The 16,532-nt window shown below is 44.1% G+C and carries 17 protein-coding genes; 6 read left to right on the top strand and 11 right to left on the bottom strand.

The features are described 5' to 3' along the window. Nucleotides 1-253: 253 nt before the first annotated feature. Nucleotides 254-910 carry a glutathione S-transferase gene (locus ACRN9H_RS03715; RefSeq protein WP_432312513.1) on the top strand — a complete coding sequence of 219 codons (657 nt, stop codon included), beginning with the start codon at nucleotides 254-256 and terminating at the stop codon, nucleotides 908-910. 162 nt (nucleotides 911-1,072) lie between these two features. Next, the gene (locus ACRN9H_RS03710) at nucleotides 1,073-1,270 is read left to right on the top strand and encodes a hypothetical protein (protein WP_432312512.1); all 198 of its coding nucleotides are present in this window, start codon (nucleotides 1,073-1,075) and stop codon (nucleotides 1,268-1,270) included. Nucleotides 1,271-1,408: 138 nt separating this feature from the next. Here ACRN9H_RS03710 and ACRN9H_RS03705 read toward each other — a convergent pair whose 3' ends face one another. Continuing rightward, the gene (locus ACRN9H_RS03705; RefSeq protein WP_432312511.1) at nucleotides 1,409-3,166 is read right to left on the bottom strand and encodes a SulP family inorganic anion transporter; all 1,758 of its coding nucleotides are present in this window, start codon (nucleotides 3,164-3,166) and stop codon (nucleotides 1,409-1,411) included. 406 nt (nucleotides 3,167-3,572) lie between these two features. Further along, nucleotides 3,573-4,199 carry a LysE family translocator gene (locus ACRN9H_RS03700; RefSeq protein WP_432312510.1) on the bottom strand — a complete coding sequence of 209 codons (627 nt, stop codon included), beginning with the start codon at nucleotides 4,197-4,199 and terminating at the stop codon, nucleotides 3,573-3,575. 93 nt (nucleotides 4,200-4,292) lie between these two features. On the opposite strand from ACRN9H_RS03700, the gene ACRN9H_RS03695 reads away from it, so the two are divergent. From ACRN9H_RS03695 to ilvN, 4 genes are all read left to right on the top strand, one after another. After that, complete coding sequence (locus ACRN9H_RS03695) at nucleotides 4,293-5,651, top strand: PLP-dependent aminotransferase family protein (RefSeq protein ID WP_432312509.1); 1,359 nt, start codon at nucleotides 4,293-4,295, stop codon at nucleotides 5,649-5,651. 429 nt (nucleotides 5,652-6,080) lie between these two features. Beyond that, a complete protein-coding gene (locus ACRN9H_RS03690) occupies nucleotides 6,081-7,304 on the top strand; it encodes a multidrug effflux MFS transporter (protein WP_432312508.1) in 1,224 nt (407 codons plus the stop codon). A 502-nt stretch (nucleotides 7,305-7,806) separates the two neighbouring features. Further along, on the top strand, nucleotides 7,807-9,525 hold the full coding sequence (locus ACRN9H_RS03685) for an acetolactate synthase 3 large subunit (protein ID WP_432312507.1): 1,719 nt from the start codon (nucleotides 7,807-7,809) through the stop codon (nucleotides 9,523-9,525). Beyond that, nucleotides 9,525-10,019: an acetolactate synthase small subunit gene (gene ilvN, locus ACRN9H_RS03680; RefSeq protein ID WP_220775016.1), complete on the top strand. Its 495-nt coding sequence runs from the start codon at nucleotides 9,525-9,527 to the stop codon at nucleotides 10,017-10,019. The genes ACRN9H_RS03685 and ilvN overlap by 1 nt, the downstream gene beginning before the upstream one ends. An 84-nt stretch (nucleotides 10,020-10,103) precedes the next feature. Here the strand turns inward: ilvN and ACRN9H_RS03675 are convergent, their stop codons facing one another. The 9 genes from ACRN9H_RS03675 to iscU all read right to left on the bottom strand — a co-directional run bounded on the left by ACRN9H_RS03675 (nucleotide 10,104) and on the right by iscU (nucleotide 16,507). Further along, entirely contained in the window at nucleotides 10,104-10,547 is a 444-nt protein-coding gene (locus tag ACRN9H_RS03675) for an Hsp20 family protein (RefSeq protein ID WP_432312506.1), read from the bottom strand. Nucleotides 10,548-10,783: 236 nt separating this feature from the next. Then, complete coding sequence (ndk, locus tag ACRN9H_RS03670) at nucleotides 10,784-11,215, bottom strand: nucleoside-diphosphate kinase (RefSeq protein ID WP_076500319.1); 432 nt, start codon at nucleotides 11,213-11,215, stop codon at nucleotides 10,784-10,786. Nucleotides 11,216-11,411: 196 nt separating this feature from the next. Beyond that, the gene (locus ACRN9H_RS03665) at nucleotides 11,412-11,579 is read right to left on the bottom strand and encodes a hypothetical protein (RefSeq protein ID WP_432312505.1); all 168 of its coding nucleotides are present in this window, start codon (nucleotides 11,577-11,579) and stop codon (nucleotides 11,412-11,414) included. 325 nt (nucleotides 11,580-11,904) lie between these two features. After that, nucleotides 11,905-12,810: a 30S ribosomal protein S6--L-glutamate ligase gene (rimK, locus tag ACRN9H_RS03660; RefSeq protein WP_220773516.1), complete on the bottom strand. Its 906-nt coding sequence runs from the start codon at nucleotides 12,808-12,810 to the stop codon at nucleotides 11,905-11,907. A gap of 157 nt (nucleotides 12,811-12,967) precedes the next feature. Beyond that, a complete protein-coding gene (gene fdx, locus ACRN9H_RS03655) occupies nucleotides 12,968-13,306 on the bottom strand; it encodes an ISC system 2Fe-2S type ferredoxin (protein ID WP_076500317.1) in 339 nt (112 codons plus the stop codon). Between the two features lie 8 nt (nucleotides 13,307-13,314). Beyond that, nucleotides 13,315-15,177 (bottom strand): Fe-S protein assembly chaperone HscA, encoded by a 1,863-nt coding sequence (gene hscA, locus ACRN9H_RS03650; RefSeq protein WP_432312504.1) that lies wholly within the window; start codon nucleotides 15,175-15,177, stop codon nucleotides 13,315-13,317. Between the two features lie 67 nt (nucleotides 15,178-15,244). Then, on the bottom strand, nucleotides 15,245-15,769 hold the full coding sequence (gene hscB / locus ACRN9H_RS03645) for a co-chaperone HscB (protein ID WP_432312503.1): 525 nt from the start codon (nucleotides 15,767-15,769) through the stop codon (nucleotides 15,245-15,247). Nucleotides 15,770-15,785: 16 nt separating this feature from the next. Beyond that, a complete protein-coding gene (gene iscA / locus ACRN9H_RS03640; RefSeq protein WP_006081855.1) occupies nucleotides 15,786-16,109 on the bottom strand; it encodes an iron-sulfur cluster assembly protein IscA in 324 nt (107 codons plus the stop codon). A 14-nt stretch (nucleotides 16,110-16,123) separates the two neighbouring features. Continuing rightward, nucleotides 16,124-16,507 carry a Fe-S cluster assembly scaffold IscU gene (gene iscU, locus ACRN9H_RS03635; protein WP_006081856.1) on the bottom strand — a complete coding sequence of 128 codons (384 nt, stop codon included), beginning with the start codon at nucleotides 16,505-16,507 and terminating at the stop codon, nucleotides 16,124-16,126. Between the last annotated feature and the right edge of the window lie 25 nt (nucleotides 16,508-16,532).

The following is a 16,532-nucleotide window of genomic DNA, read 5'->3' as shown; positions in this document are numbered from 1 at the left end:
GCATAAACACATTAACCATCTGTAGATTTGCTACAGATCCCAAAATAGCGCAGAATTTTACCTGAGTCACAGCCAGATAAACACAGATAAAATGCAGGGCCTGTTATTCTTTACGTATATGAGTCATAAAAATAATGTATTGAATACAAATTAAACACAAATATGCATATTAACACGGTACTATCTGCGCCTTTCATAAGCCGCATTCCTGCCAAGGCTTTTTCAAACTGATAACACAAGTGAGGAGTCCTGCATGGCTTTAGCCGTTCTGTATACTTTCCGCCGCTGCCCCTATGCCATACGGGCGCGTCTTGGATTATTACTCGCTCAATGTAATGTAGAAATCCGCGAAATTACACTTAAAGCCAAACCGCTAGAGATGCTGGCCGCGTCACCTAAAGGCACAGTGCCCGTATTAGTGCTAGCGAACCGCGATGTCATTGCCCAGAGTCTTGATATTATGCGCTGGGCACTCACGCAGCACGATCCATTAGATTTGTTATGCCATAAAAACCCTGCTGATGCCGATAAAATGGCAGCACTTATTGAGCAAAATGATGTGCAATTTAAACCATGGCTTGACCGCTATAAATATAGCGATCGTTACCCAGAGCAAACACAAACGGACTATTACCAACTGGCGAGCTGTTTTCTCATACAGCTGGAACAGTGCCTTAGTAAAACTCCATTTTTAGTGAGCCATACACCTCGCCTCGCCGACTATGCCATTGTACCTTTTGTACGCCAATTTGCCGCAGTAGAAACTAAACGTGCACTGAGTGATGACTTTCCCGCTGTCGCTGCATGGCTAGAGCGATTAATGTCGAGCGAGATATTTATTCGCGCCATGCATAAATATGTGATCTGGAATGCTAGTCATGCGCCAATTTACTTGTTAGGAGATTTATAAGTTTATAAATTTAAGGGATTATTATGGTTTTATGTTATAGCTATTAATACGCCGTTCGAGTAAAGTGCTGATTACTTGGCAACATGGCGACATAAAAAGCAATCGCTCTTAATGTCTCAAGAGCGTGAATGATAAAATACAAGGATACGTAGGTTGGAACATATGGATATCAACATCATGATTATGCTGACAGGATTGCTGTTATTGCATTGTCTATTCGCCTTACGAGCCTTCAACAGTAGAGTCAATCTCAGCACAAATAAGAAATGCTTCTGGTGTTTACTCAGCCTGATACTCGGCCCTATGGGTTACTATGGTTACCACGGTTTTATTCCGCTAGATAGAATTCTTAAAGACTAAAAGGTAGCAAGACTTCATACCACTCAATTGATAAGTTACTGGCAAGCAAAAAAATAGCGCAACCTTAGTTACGCTATTTTTACTAAAGTATCATCATCAAGAATTAACGATAGCTGTATTTAAGCAACTTAGTGTTAACTACAAGTGACTGTGTAGTAATACTGAGTCATCGGGAACCTTTTGAATCACTGGGGCTTGGCCTTCTGCCAACGCCTGTTTGTAGCTCTGATTCATTTTAAGGGCTAAGTATAAATCGGGGCGGATCAAAATCCCTCCTTCTCCGGTATGCATACCCGCTTGCTCGAACCAACTCAGTATTTGTCGCTTACGCCCCGCTAACACTAAACGCACCCCACGCTTTTTAAGTAACTGATGTAAATCAGCTAACATCGCCATCACACTTAAATCTAAATGTGTAAAACATGGCACGGCATCAATAATAATGCAATCAACCGGCTCTGATTCGCGTACAAATCGTTCTAACAAGCGGCGCTTAAAATAGGTCGCATTAAAGTAGGTTAATGGAGAATTAAACCGATAGATAAACACGCCAGGAACCGATTTAGCTTTATCCGAATCATCAATGCTGCGAATAACGCCCTTATGATCTAAACCAAGCACTTGATCTGTTGGGCGCATGACTGTGGCTAAGAATTGGAATAAGCCCAACAATACGGCCAAGGTTATCCCAGGAATAACCCCGATAAACAACACCGAAAACAACGTAATTGAGGCTAATAAAAAAGCAGAACGGTCTCTTATGCGCAGGTTCCATAACGACTTTAGGTCAATGAGTGAAATAGAGGCAATCACCAGTACCACGCCTAAGGCGGCACTCGGAATATACTTTAGCGGCTCGGTAAAAAATAATGCCACGACACCAATCAACAACGCCGCAATAATAGACACTAGCTGACTTTTACCGCCATTAGCATCATTAACAGCGGTACGAGAATCCGCGCCGCTAACAGCAAAACCTTGGGATAATGCCGAAGCTATATTGGCTAACCCTAACGCCCTAAATTCTTTATCTGCATCGATATCATAACCATTTTTTGCTGCGAAGCTTCGCGCTGTCAGCATCATACTAACAAAGCTCACCATAGCTAAGTTAAGTGCTGGGACCACAAGTTCACGGGCAATACCCAAATTGAAAGCGGGTGCTTGAAACGACGGTAATCCCGCAGTAACCTCCCCCACAACGCTAATATCAAAGCTTGTCAGATTAAACATCCACACCAGCAAGGCTGCCATCGCCATTGCGCACATAGAAGCAGGCCATTGGGGGCGAAAACGTTTAATTAAGGCATAGGTTGCCAGCGTCACAATCCCCATCGACAGTGTCGGCCAATGGGTTTTTGATAAATAAGAAGGCGTACCGGTGAGACGCTCAATGAGATAACGTTCGTCAAAAGTAAAGCCAAATATTTTTGAAAATTGCCCAACAATGATGGTAATCGCGACCCCGTTAAGTAACCCCATAAGAATCGGCTTCGAAAGAAAATCAGCCAGAACGCCGAGCTTAAACCGACTAGCAATGAGACACCAAAAACCCGTCATCGCCGTCATGGTCATGACTAACTGCCAATGCTTCATGCTATCACCTGCTGCAAGCGGAGTAACCACAGCCGCAATTACTGCGCAAGTTGCCGCATCAGGCCCCACGATAAGCTGCCTTGAAGTGCCAAAAAAGGCATACACCAACATAGGTAAGACACAGGAATACAAGCCAACAGCGGCATTCACACCGGTTAATTGGGCATAAGCAATCGCAACGGGTAATGCTACAGCAGCAACAGACAGTCCAGCACGGACATCATCCCTTAACCATTGTTTTTCATACTTCAGCATTTGCGCTAAACCAGGCATAAACGAGACTAAACTGGGAAACTTCACGCGATAACCTCCATATATTCACTCCCAAGTTAACTAACCTGAACTTGGAATAAGCTCTGCGTCTCTACGGGTTAGTTCTCCCTTTATCTGCATTAACTTTGCGACTAATAGCCCGCTATTAGGTGTGCAAGCTTGCCTTGATAACGAAAAAATCACTCTGTAGAGTTAATTTTGTGGATAAGGTAATAAGATTAATCCGTTAGCACAGCTATTATCCCGAGTTCTGTTAAATAATACTTGAAATGCCTTAGGTTGAGTATAACCCCCCCTAAAATGATGACCTAGAGTGATCCTTATTCAAAAAGTTACCAATATTAAGTTGCTTATGACATAAAGCCAATCATTACTCGAGTTTGTTTTGTGCAAACTTTTCTACAAACGATAAGCTTAGTGATATTAAACGCCATTAGCGCAAGATCATCGGCAGTGATACTAATAATAAACTGCCCATAAACCAGTTGAAATAGCGTTTACGTTTATCGGTATTCAGTTTTTTACTGATTGCAGCCCCCACAAATACCCAAGTGAATGAAGCGGGAAATCCCACTAAGTTAAACACCAACACCCCCAAAAAAGCACTTAACCAAAAACCATCTCCACCTAATGTAAAAGCACTGCATAGGGTAATTGTCGACATCCAAGACTTAGGATTAATCCATTGGAATAATGCGGCTTCTATCATCGTCATCGGCTTTCTACCGTCATCTACATGCGTATTGTTCACTGGTGAGGTCACTAATTTGTAAGCTAAATAAAGCAAATACGCTAAAGCAAAATACTTTAATACTTGATGTAATACAGGTAGTGCTTCGAACAAGGCCCCGAGTCCGAATAATACCGAAAGATGTAAAGACGTCGAGCCCAAGCGGATCCCAGTGATATGCGGTACAGTACGCAATACACCAAAGTGCGCCCCCGAGCTGGCTAATAACACATTATTCGGCCCAGGCGTCATCGTCATGGTAGCGCAAAACAGCCCCGTGGACGCCATCAAAGTCCATAACTGTGGATCATAGAGTAATGCGGTGTTCATAATCGCCTTAATATTGTATGCATACATTTATTGACATAAACAGATGCAATAAATAATATACGGACAATACTAGAGATCAATGGATTTATTGTCATGGGTACAATCTGGACGCCGGATCTAACCGAATTTTCAGGCCCTAAATATCAGCGCTTAGTCAGTGCCATAGAACAAGGCATACTACACAAGGTGTTATCCCAAGGCAGTAAACTGCCACCGCAGCGTCGTTTAGCCGATGCTTTAGGCATCACTGTTGGCACTGTGACCCGCGCCTATGCATTAGCGGAGCAACGGGGTTATGTGCAAGCGCGTGTGGGAGACGGTACCTATGTTAATGCCGCCCCGGTGCCTGAGATTGGTAACATACAACTGAATATGGCGACCTGCCAACAGCCACTCACAGATCAAATCAGCACCCTAAGCGATTGCCTCAGCCAATTAGCAAAAGACCCGAATAAACTCAGTCAATTACTCGGTTATCGTGCTAGCCCATTAGATCAACACCAACAAATTTTTCACCAATGGCTTAACCAACGTGGAATAGAGCAAACTCCCGAGCAATTGATTTTTACCCATGGTGGCCAGCAAGCCATTTTTGCCTGTTTAAATGCTTTTTTAAAGACGGATGATGTACTGTTACACGAGCAATACAGCTATCCTGGTGTGAGAATTTGCGCTAAGCAACTCGGTATCAATAGTATTGGTGTACCGCTCACTCATGAGGGGGTCGATCTCACCCGCTTTGAGGCATTACTACAAATCCACACACCGAAAGTAGTTTATCTCACCCTAAATAATCAAAACCCCACTTGTATCCAATACAGTGAGTCGCAGCGACAAAAAATCCTCGAACTGGCAGAGCAATACCAGTTCTATATTATTGAAGATGATGTTAATTATTGTTTGCCCGAAGAATGGCATTCGCCCCTGTGGCAATTAGCAAAGCAGCTGGCTATTCCACGGGTCATTTATATTTCTAGCTTATCGAAATTATTTTCTGGTGGTTTAAGACAAGGTTTTATTCTGGTCCCAGAACCCCTTATCGCCCAAGTGCGCCTCGCTATTCATAGCCAATGCTGGATGGTGTCACCACTCAATATTGAAATTGCATGTCAGTTGATTAAGAAAGGAAAAATCACCGCAGATAGAGATACCATAGTGCGCCAGCGCCAGCGCCTCTGTGTTGCTATGGGTGAACGGCTGGGATTAACCCAGACTTGGCGAGGACTCAACGGCTGGTTACAACTACCTGAAGATATTAAAGCGCATCACCTCGTTACCGCTCTGGCCGCAAAAGGCATATTAATTCGTAATGGTGATGACTTTAATTGCCATGATAATTTTATTCGCTTAAGCCTTGGCGGCGCCGAAAATAATGCACAATTTCAACAAGCGATTGATTGTATCGAAGCGGCAATTCATTCTTTGGTGCAAAATGCTTATTCTGTGGTGTAAGGATGATTAAAATCATAAAAACAACTGATTATTATACATAAAATAAGATGAAATTAATTCACACCTACAGATAATTTAACTATGTTTGGTATCAAGAACTACGCTATTACGCGATTTCCTCACAAAGCCCGCATTATCACGGAAGTCATCTTAGTTACAATTTAAGCGGTAAAACGTGGTAAAGAAATCGCCGTAAGGATTGGTTTATTTATCTGAGCACTCTACTATGCTATTGCTTAACGCCAAAACAATATGAATCAGCAACGCTATTACCCTAAATCCTGTCAACTGTTGTAATTATAGCGTTGATATTAATACAAAGTACGGGCTGATATAGTCATGGCAGTAATTGCACATTGTCATAGGACAATTTACATCACCGAATCAATCTGAGAAAACTATTTTCATTTTTTATCACTCGAGGTAACCGTGGGCCCACAATCACTGTCTTCAGCTAATAACGGTAGACGTATACCGAATTTAGCTCTGCTTATTCCCATGCTTGCGGCGATTGTAGCTATCACCCCATTAGCCATCGACATGTACTTACCCGCGATGTCGACATTGGCGCTCAGTTTTCAAACGGATGTCACCACGGTGCAACAATCCCTGAGTATTTACTTAGCAGGTTATGCTCTTGGCATGTTGTGTTTTGGCCCTTTAGCCGATCGTATTGGCCGCCGGCCAATGGTGATCATTGGGCTAAGTGGATTTATGCTAACCAGTTTGCTGATTGGTTTTGCGGGTCAAGTCGAAGTCTTTTTAGGGCTGCGTTTTTTGCAGGCCTTTATCGGCGCAGCCGCAACGGTGGTTGTGCCAGGATACATCAAAGAAGTCTATGGCGACAATACCGCAAAAGGTATGTCATACGTGAGTTTAATCATGATGTTAGCGCCGTTATTAGCGCCGAGTATTGGTAGCGTGATTCTTGAACTGGGTGATTGGCATTTAATTTTCTTTATTCAATCAGCTTATGCTGTCACCTTACTTTTGCTAGTGCTGTTTGCGCTGAAAATGCCCAGTGATAAAGATATGGAGACCCGCAGCCAAAAATCGTTCCTTGGCGCCTATGCAACCGTACTGAGTCGCCAAGGCGTTAAATTAAATATTGCCAGCGGCGTACTGACCTCCTTTGCTTTTTTCTGTTATCTCACCGCATCACCCTTCGTTTATATGGAAGTCTTTGCCCTAGATAAATCCTATTTCGCCATCTTATTTAGCACCAACGTTGGTGCCTTGATGTTAGCAAATATCATCAATACTCGCATTGTGAGCCGTTATGGCTCGCTGCGTATGTTGCATGTATCGACCTTTTTTGGCGCCATTGCGGGAGTCGGTTTATTAACCGTCAACCTACTCGGTATGAGTTATCATTTTACCGTGATCATGCTTATTCCTTTGATGGGCAGCCTAGGGGTGATGTCGGTCAACGCCGATGCGATAGTGCTGATGAAGTTCAAACAAGAAACCGGCACGGCAACAGCGGTTATTGGCACTTTAAGATTTGGCTGTGGCGCGTTAGCGGGGCCATTATTAGCGGTGTTCTATGATGGCACAGCAGTCCCCTTTGCCGCACTCATGTTAGCGGCGATTTTATTAGTTGGGATTTGTCAGTTTAATCGCCCAAAACATCAACTACCGCCAACGATTTAACCACTATCAGATACCGAGATCTTATGAGTCAGGATGTTATGCTAAATAAGAAACTCACATTAATACACATAAAAGCAACAAATTAAGAGCATAAAATAATCATTAGTTAAGGCATCCCTTATTTAAGGTCCTATACAAAAAAGGCACTTCTAGTGCCTTTTTTGCTCATTAAAAATATAACCTATTGAAAGTAAGTAAATAAAAAACATACACTCAACATCACTTACTCTTATTTACGCATTCTAGCGCTATTCAAACATGAAATTGTTTCAAGTTGGTTAATTTTTAGATAAAAGTCTTGAGTTATAGCATTTTTTGAATATGATGAAACTCTGTTCATTGCAACAGTCGCAGCATCCTAAGGGATAAGTCACTTGCCTTTTACAAAGTCGATGCCGCATTTTGTAGTCTGGATTACCGTTCAGGCTTAATTTTAGAGCGATTACCGTCGCTGTAACAAGTTACTGTTTACCGTAACGGTACTATGCAATAGGAGTTTTACATGGAAATGTTATCCGGCGCCAGTATGATAGTGCGTTCTTTGATTGATGAAGGCGTAAAGCACATTTTCGGCTATCCTGGCGGTTCAGTTTTAGATATCTACGATGCCCTGCACGTTATCCCCGGTATTGAACACATACTCGTTCGTCACGAACAAGCTGCCGTACACATGGCCGATGGCTACGCCCGTGCTACGGGTAAAGTGGGCGTGGTATTAGTCACCTCAGGACCCGGTGCCACCAACGCGATTACCGGTATTGCCACCGCCTACATGGATTCTATTCCCCTAGTGGTATTATCGGGTCAAGTGCCGAGCAACCTTATCGGTAATGACGCCTTCCAAGAATGCGATATGATCGGTATCTCTCGTCCAGTGGTCAAACACAGCTTTTTAGTTAAAGATCCCACTCAAATCCCTGAAACGATAAAAAAAGCCTTTTATATTGCCTCTACTGGCCGTCCTGGGCCTGTGGTTGTAGACCTACCAAAAGATTGCTTAAACCCAGCGCTGCTGCACGAATATATTTATCCCGAAAGCGTGAAAATGCGCTCATACAACCCGACAACATCAGGGCATAAAGGACAGATCCGTCGTGGACTACAGGCACTATTAGCGGCTAAAAAGCCTGTGCTCTATGTCGGTGGCGGCGCCATTATCTCAGGTTGTGATAAGCAAATTTTACAATTAGCTGAGAGACTGAATATTCCTGTTGTTAGCACGCTAATGGGGCTTGGCGCCTTTCCAAGCACTCACAAAAACAGTTTAGGCATGCTGGGGATGCACGGTCGCTACGAAGCCAACATGACGATGCATAACTGCGATTTAATCTTTGGTATCGGCGTACGTTTTGATGATAGAACCACCAATAATGTGGAAAAATATTGTCCTAATGCGACCATTTTGCATATCGACATCGATCCCTCTTCTATTTCGAAAACCATTCACGTGGATATTCCTATCGTGGGTTCGGCCGACAGTATTCTAGACAGCATGTTGGCACTGTTAGATGAATCGAACGAACACAACGACAGCGAAGCCATTGCAACTTGGTGGAATGATATTGAGCAATGGCGCAGCCGTGATTGTCTGGCCTATGACAAAAAAAGTGGCCGCATTAAGCCACAACAAGTCATTGAAACCCTATACAAGCTGACCAATGGCGATGCCTATGTTGCCTCTGACGTTGGCCAACATCAAATGTTTGCCGCCTTATATTATCCGTTTGATAAGCCGCGCCGCTGGATAAACTCCGGTGGTTTAGGCACGATGGGGTTTGGTCTACCCGCCGCGATGGGCGTAAAAATGGCCATGCCTGATGCCACTGTTGTGTGTGTCACGGGTGATGGTTCAATCCAGATGAACATCCAAGAGCTTTCGACCGCATTGCAATATGATACGCCGGTTAAAATTATCAACTTAAACAATCGCTTTCTTGGCATGGTTAAACAATGGCAGGACATGATTTACTCTGGCCGTCACTCACATTCCTATATGGATTCAGTGCCAAATTTTGCCAAAATTGCCGAGGCCTATGGTCACGTTGGTATGACAATTAGCGATCCAGCAGAACTTGAATCAAAAATGGCTGAAGCACTGGCGATGAAAGACAAATTAGTCTTTATCGACATCATGGTGGACGAAACTGAGCATGTATACCCCATGTTGATCCGCGGTGGTGCAATGAATGAAATGTGGCTAACCAAGACGGAGCAATGCTAATGCGTCGAATTATATCTGTATTATTAGAAAACCAATCCGGCGCCCTTTCTCGTGTGGTCGGATTATTTTCACAGCGCGGTTATAACATTGAAAGTTTAACCGTGGCGCCAACGGACGATATCACCCTATCGCGTCTTAACATCACAGTCGTTGCCGATGAAATGGTGCTAGAGCAAATCGAAAAGCAGCTGCATAAATTAATCGATGTCTTAAAAGTCTCCAATATTACCGAGTCTGCTTACATTGAGCGTGAATTAGCACTGGTTAAAGTCCGTGCTCAAGGTGAGTTTAGGGAAGAGGTTAAGCGCATGGCGGATATCTTCCGCGGTCAGATTGTTGATGTCACAGCCAATTTATACACCATCCAAATGGTCGGCACGTCAGACAAGCTCGATGCCTTTATCCATGCTCTGGCTGAAGTCACAAAATTAGTCGAAGTTTCTCGCTCAGGCGTGGTAGGTCTCGCCCGCGGTGAAAAGGCGATGAAAGCTTAACTTTCCATAACACCAATACAAAGCCACAATAGAAAGGGGAGCATAATGCTCCCCTTTCTATTTAAGCGGTTACCGCTAAGTCAGTTATGATTGATTATCGAGTAAGCGCGATGAGCTGATCTCAATCTTGCGTGGTTTTAACGCTTCAGGGATCTCACGTACCAGATCGATATTCAATAAGCCATTCTCTAAACTTGCACCCAATACGGTAACATAATCAGCAAGTTGGAAGGTACGCTCAAAACCGCGTTCTGCAATACCTTGGTACAGGTATTTACGTTCAGATTGGATTTCAGCTTTATTGCCTTTGACCAATAATTTTTCACCTTCACTGCTAATTTCAAGTTCTCCCATGGAAAATCCAGCGACGGCCATCGTAATGCGATAACGATTTTCGCCTAATAATTCAATATTATATGGAGGATAACCTGTGTTGCCATTATTGGCGGCAGCATGCTCTGCTAATTGCGCTAAACGATCGAAACCAATGGCACTACGGTAAAGTGGAGTTAAATCATAATTACGCATATTCATATCCTTGTCTTAAGCAATATGGAGAATTGGCGGACTGTTTTCACGATGAAAACATATCAGGTCTCGCCGGGTTAAAGAGCCTGTCCTTGCGGCACAGACTTAACACTAAGATCCTCATAGAGCGATCCTGCAATAGATATAGGGCCGGGAAACTACATTTCAAGCTATAAAATTGAAAAAATGCCAATAAAAAAGGAGCCATAGGCTCCTTTTTTAGTCTTAGCATTGAATTAACGTGTGCGTGGGCACAGTTCTTCAGCGCTAAAGAAGTAAGCAATTTCACGCGCTGCAGATTCAACCGCATCAGAACCGTGAGCCGCATTTTCGTCAATGCTTTCAGCAAAATCAGCACGGATAGTACCAGGAGCGGCTTGAGCTGGGTTAGTTGCACCTAAAATTTCACGGTGAGCTAAAACAGCATTTTCGCCTTCTAACACTTGGACCATGATTGGGCCAGAAGTCATGAATGCAACAAGATCACCAAAGAAACCACGCTCGCTATGCTCAGCATAGAAACCTTCAGCTTGTTCTTTTGTTAGGTGAAGCATTTTTGCTGCAACGATCTGTAGACCTGCAGTTTCAAAACGATTGTAGATAGCACCAATGTGGTTTTTTGCAACAGCATCTGGCTTAATTATAGAAAATGTGCGTTCGATCGCCATGAAGAGCTTCCTTTAGTGAGCAAGTTAAAAAATTCGCGCGGATTATACGAAATTTAAATGCTAAATCCTATCTTTATAGCAAATTAGTCTGAGATTTTATGTTCATTTGTCTTATTGATAATCAGTTTACGCATACACAAGACCCTCACTAGGATTAAAAACCTTAGCGAGGAATGCAAACTCATTAAAAATATGCTTATTTTCTATTCTTGGCCCACATACCCGCCCACACAATCAAAGCTACTAAGATGACTGCGGGAGCAAGATCTAGCAAGTGATGAAATAAACCGACACCACCATGGCCGGGGTGAGCCCAAACCATGGAGGGAACAAGTGCGCATAACAATATAAGTAAAATTTTCATGTGGACATCCTTGCGATTGCGACTGCGATAACAACGTAAATAATCTAAAATACTTAACCAAGTTATAACAAGGTACAAGATTCATTTACGGTGAACTTGACTGTGATCAAATTCTTACTAAATATCGCTTACGGCTCCGCAAAATCGTGAGATGTATCACTTCAAATAATCTTCTAAAAGACAATTTGGCTCACATTAAAATATGCCCATCAATGAAGTCAGGCTATGTTGCTTCAACCCTACAGGGATAACTGAACAATAAAGCATTCCATCAGAAAATGCCTAAGTGTTGATATGACACATATTAATACTCAAGGGCAAAATATTAACCCTGCGCTTGAGTCACTTTTTTCACTTTAATCGCATTTTTTTCAACAAAATCAATAATAGCACCCGCCACATCTTTTGTGGTGGCGCCTTCAATGCCTTCAAGCCCTGGGGATGAGTTAACTTCCATAATCACAGGTCCGTGGTTTGAACGCAGTAAATCAACACCAGCCACATTTAATCCCATAGTCTTAGCCGCGCGGATAGCAACTGAGCGTTCCTCTGGGGTTAATTTAACTAAACTTGCCGTGCCACCGCGATGCAAGTTAGAACGAAACTCACCGGGCATCGCTTGACGCTTCATGGCTGCAATCACTTTATCGCCAAGCACGAAACAACGAATATCGGCACCATTGGCTTCTTTGATATATTCCTGCACCATGATGTTAGCTTTAAGGCCCATAAAGGCTTCAATCACACTCTCTGCCGCTTTACGCGTCTCGGCTAATACCACGCCAATTCCTTGGGTACCTTCAAGTAGCTTGATGACTAACGGCGCCCCACCCACCATATCAATTAAGTCAGGAATATCACTCGGTTTATTGGCAAAACCAGTAATGGGTAAGCCAATACCGCGGCGTGACATCAACTGCATAGAACGCAATTTGTCACGTGAACGCGAGATCCCAACAGAATCATTTAGGGCATACACACCCATCATCTCAAACTGGCGCAATACCGCTGAGCCATAAAAAGTGATCGATGCCCCAATGCGGGGGATCACGGCATCAAATGCAGGTAACTCGCGTCCACCGATATGGATACTCGATTGCCGCATGTTGATATTCATATAACATTCTAAGGGATTGATTACGTGTACTTCATGACCACGTAATTGAGCCGCTTCAACGAGTCGCTTTGTTGAATATAACTCAGGCCCTTGCGATAAGATCGCTATTTTCATTCAGGTCTCCGGCAACCATTAATTTTGAGCGCATAATACGCCTGCGCAGGGATAAATCAAACAACTAGAGACATAGACAAGGTTAGTTGCACAAATGCTCAACGCCAAAAGTAAAAAACCAGTCGCTTGGACTGGTTTTCATCATACTACAACACAATTAATTGCCTTCGCTGACCATATTAACTGTGTATTTAGGAATTTCAATCACCATGTCACTATCAACTACTTTAGCCTGGCAAGATAGACGACTTTCGGGCTCTAACCCCCATGCTTTATCAAGCATGTCATCTTCAAGTTCATCACTTGGCTCAAGATCGTTAAAACCTTCACGGACGATACAGTGACACGTAGTGCAAGCACAGGACTTTTCACACGCATGTTCGATATTAATGCCGTTACGCAGCGCTACATCGAGAATTGTCTCACCAACATTGGCCTCAAGCACTGCACCATCTGGGCACAATTCAGCATGGGGAAGAAAGACTAACTGGGGCATCGTATCACCTATATATTGTCGATCGATTGGCCTTTAAATGCCACTCGAATAGAATTGTCCATACGTCTGGCAGCAAAATCTTGGGTTTGCTCATCCAGTTTTTCAATCGCGAGTTTAATCGCATCGGCATCATCGCCCGCGGCAACTTGCGCCACATTGGCCATAGTGGCATCGATCTGACTACGCTCATCGACATTCAGCAAGTCGCCATCTTTGGCTAACGCGGCATGTAAAGACTCGAGGACCCTCGCCGCCTCCACTTGCTGCTCGGCCAGCATACGACGGCCAATATCATCCTTGGCATACTTCATCGAATCTTTCAGCATAGTGGCGATTTCAGTGTCGGATAGGCCAAAAGACGGCTTAACCTGAATACTGGATTGCACACCAGTGGATTTCTCCATCGCCGTCACGCTAAGTAAACCATCGGCATCCACTTGGAATGTCACCCGAATATGCGCAGCGCCAGCAGCTAACGGCGGAATACCCTTTAAGGTAAAACGCGCCAGTGAACGGCAATCGTCAACGAGTTCACGTTCACCCTGCACGACATGGAATGCCATCGCAGTTTGACCATCTTTAAAAGTGGTAAACTCCTGCGCGCGTGCAACCGGAATAGTGGTATTACGCGACACAACTTTTTCCACTAAACCGCCCATGGTCTCTATGCCTAACGACAAAGGGATCACATCGAGCAATAACAAATCCGATTCAGGTTTGTTGCCCACTAAAATGTCGGCTTGAATGGCCGCGCCAATGGCGACAACACGGTCAGGATCGATAGACGTTAGCGGTGGTTTACCGAAGAAAGCTTCGACCTGTTCACGCACTAATGGCACCCGCGTTGAACCGCCAACCATTACAGTTTCAAGCACTTCATCCGTCGTGACGCCCGCATCACGCAGGGTACGGCGACAGCTGGCAATCGTCTTTTTCACCAATGCCGCAATCATGGCATCAAATTCAGCTTTAGAAACGATTTGCGTGAGTTCAGTCCCATCGGCGAGCGTCACTCTCGCTTCAGTTTGAACCGCATCCGTTAAGGCTTCTTTCACACGGCGCGACTCGATTAACAGTTGACGACTTAGTTGCGAATCTATGTCTTTAAGCTGCCAAACTTGTTGCATATGGGCTTGCAATAAATGGTCAAAATCATCACCGCCAAGGGCTGAATCACCGCCAGTGGCCAACACTTCAAATACACCACGATTTAAACGTAAAATAGAAATATCAAAAGTGCCGCCGCCTAAATCATAGATGGCAATCACGCCCTCTTGCTTAGAGTCTAAGCCGTAGGCAATGGCAGCTGCAGTCGGTTCATTCAACAAACGTAGCACTTTAACACCGAGCAATGCTGCGGCATCTTTCGTGCCTTGGCGCTGAGCATCATCAAAATAAGCCGGTACGGTTATCACGACACCTTGCAGCTCGCCGCCTAAGGTCTTTTCAGCACGGGCAATCAGCGGACGTAAAATCTCCGCAGACACTTGCACCGGATTCACTTGGCCTTGGGGAGTCACGAATAAAGGTAAACCGTTTTCGCTTTCGGCAAACTCGTAGGGGAATGATTGCTCGCCTGCTTGAATATCCGCAAGGCTACGACCCATAAAACGCTTCACCGAGACAATCGTATTTTGTGGATCTTGCGCCGAACTTAGAGCCGCGAGGGCGCCAACTTCAACTGTATCTTGGGTATAGCGCACTATAGATGGTAATGAATGCTGTCCAAATTCGTCCGGCAGAGTTGCCGTCTCACCACTTCGAACCGCTGCCACTAAAGAATTAGTGGTACCTAAGTCAATACCAACGGCAAGTCTATGTTGGTGCGGCGCGGCACTTTGTCCGGGCTCAGCTATCTGCAAAAGGGCCATATATATCCAACTTAGTAATGCCGACCCAAGCACGCTTGAGTCGGCAAGATAACGTAAACACGTAAAATTAATCTAACAGCGCGTCTTCAACTCTAGTTAATTCATCGTGTAATTTTGCCATAAATTTAAGTTTACGAACTTGATCCGCCGCTAACAATGCATCTTCAGGCTGCTCGCTGCTTAACAATTGTGTCAATTGCTGAGTCAGTTGCGCGCGGTACTGTGCAAAAGATTGATATAGCTCATCGATGCTGGCTTGAGGATCGGCACTGTCGCTTATGTCTTCTAACGCTTCACGCCATTCCATCTGCTGCATCAAAAAGGCCGTATCTTTCACCGTGGTGGTTTCATGGCTTAATTCAATGCCGCGAAGGGACAACATATGCTCGGCACGGCGAAGAGGATCTTTTAAGGTTTGAAAACCATCATTGACTTGCGCTGTGCGTTGTACTGACAGCAATTTTTGCTGATCAGTATCATTAGCAAACTTATCGGGATGAACCGCCCTTTGCAGTTCGCGATAGCGTTCTGCAAGTAAGGCGGTATCAATATCGAAGGCAGGAGAGAATTTAAATAACTCGAAATAATTCATGCGTTAACTTTAGCAGTTAAACAGTGAAACTTTCACCGCAACCACACTCACCTTTTGCGTTAGGGTTGTTAAATTGAAAGCCCTCGTTCAGCCCTTCTTTAACAAAATCCAGCTCGATCCCTTGAAGATAGATAAGGCTCTTGGCATCTATGATGATTTTCACATCTTCGATATCAAACACTTCATCGTCATCATTTAAAGAATCAACGAACTCAAGTACATAAGCCATACCAGAACAGCCTGATGTTCTTAAGCCGAGACGCAGGCCTACACCTTTGCCTCGGTTGACTAAGAAAGATCTGACACGATCGGCTGCCGCTGGGGTCATTGTAATCGCCATCTTAACTCCAGATGTTACTTAGCTTGTTTCGATTTGTACTCGTCGATAGCAGCTTTAATGGCATCTTCAGCCAAAATTGAACAGTGAATTTTCACCGGTGGCAATGCCAATTCTTCAGCGATATCCGTGTTTTTGATCGCCGCAGCTTGTTCGATAGTCTTGCCTTTAACCCACTCAGTCACCAGTGAGCTAGACGCAATTGCGCTACCACAACCGTAGGTTTTGAACTTAGCATCTTGAATAATGCCATCGGCACCGATTTTCAACTGAAGTTTCATCACGTCACCGCAAGCAGGCGCGCCTACCATACCGGTTACGACCGAAGGATCGTTTTTATCGAAAGAACCAACGTTACGTGGATTCTCATAATGATCTATCACTTTTTCACTGTAAGCCATGGTACTGCTCCAAAATTATCTATTG

The organism is Shewanella sp. MF08487, assembly GCF_050848685.1.
Taxonomy (GTDB): Bacteria; Pseudomonadota; Gammaproteobacteria; order Enterobacterales; family Shewanellaceae; genus Shewanella; species Shewanella glacialipiscicola.
This window is presented reverse-complemented; position numbering and strand designations above follow the sequence as displayed.

Excerpts from the sequence above, each read along its gene's own strand:
- ACRN9H_RS03715 (WP_432312513.1), top strand. The coding sequence starts at position 254 with ATGGCTTTAGCCGTTCTGTATACTTTCCGCCGCTGCCCCTATGCCATA.
- ACRN9H_RS03710 (WP_432312512.1), top strand. The coding sequence starts at position 1,073 with ATGGATATCAACATCATGATTATGCTGACAGGATTGCTGTTATTGCAT.
- ACRN9H_RS03700 (WP_432312510.1), bottom strand. The coding sequence starts at position 4,199 with ATGAACACCGCATTACTCTATGATCCACAGTTATGGACTTTGATGGCG.
- ACRN9H_RS03695 (WP_432312509.1), top strand. The coding sequence starts at position 4,293 with ATGGGTACAATCTGGACGCCGGATCTAACCGAATTTTCAGGCCCTAAA.
- ACRN9H_RS03685 (WP_432312507.1), top strand. The coding sequence starts at position 7,807 with ATGGAAATGTTATCCGGCGCCAGTATGATAGTGCGTTCTTTGATTGAT.
- ilvN (WP_220775016.1), top strand. The coding sequence starts at position 9,525 with ATGCGTCGAATTATATCTGTATTATTAGAAAACCAATCCGGCGCCCTT.
- ACRN9H_RS03675 (WP_432312506.1), bottom strand. The coding sequence starts at position 10,547 with ATGCGTAATTATGATTTAACTCCACTTTACCGTAGTGCCATTGGTTTC.
- ndk (WP_076500319.1), bottom strand. The coding sequence starts at position 11,215 with ATGGCGATCGAACGCACATTTTCTATAATTAAGCCAGATGCTGTTGCA.
- ACRN9H_RS03665 (WP_432312505.1), bottom strand. The coding sequence starts at position 11,579 with ATGAAAATTTTACTTATATTGTTATGCGCACTTGTTCCCTCCATGGTT.
- rimK (WP_220773516.1), bottom strand. The coding sequence starts at position 12,810 with ATGAAAATAGCGATCTTATCGCAAGGGCCTGAGTTATATTCAACAAAG.
- fdx (WP_076500317.1), bottom strand. The coding sequence starts at position 13,306 with ATGCCCCAGTTAGTCTTTCTTCCCCATGCTGAATTGTGCCCAGATGGT.
- hscA (WP_432312504.1), bottom strand. The coding sequence starts at position 15,177 with ATGGCCCTTTTGCAGATAGCTGAGCCCGGACAAAGTGCCGCGCCGCAC.
- hscB (WP_432312503.1), bottom strand. The coding sequence starts at position 15,769 with ATGAATTATTTCGAGTTATTTAAATTCTCTCCTGCCTTCGATATTGAT.
- iscA (WP_006081855.1), bottom strand. The coding sequence starts at position 16,109 with ATGGCGATTACAATGACCCCAGCGGCAGCCGATCGTGTCAGATCTTTC.
- iscU (WP_006081856.1), bottom strand. The coding sequence starts at position 16,507 with ATGGCTTACAGTGAAAAAGTGATAGATCATTATGAGAATCCACGTAAC.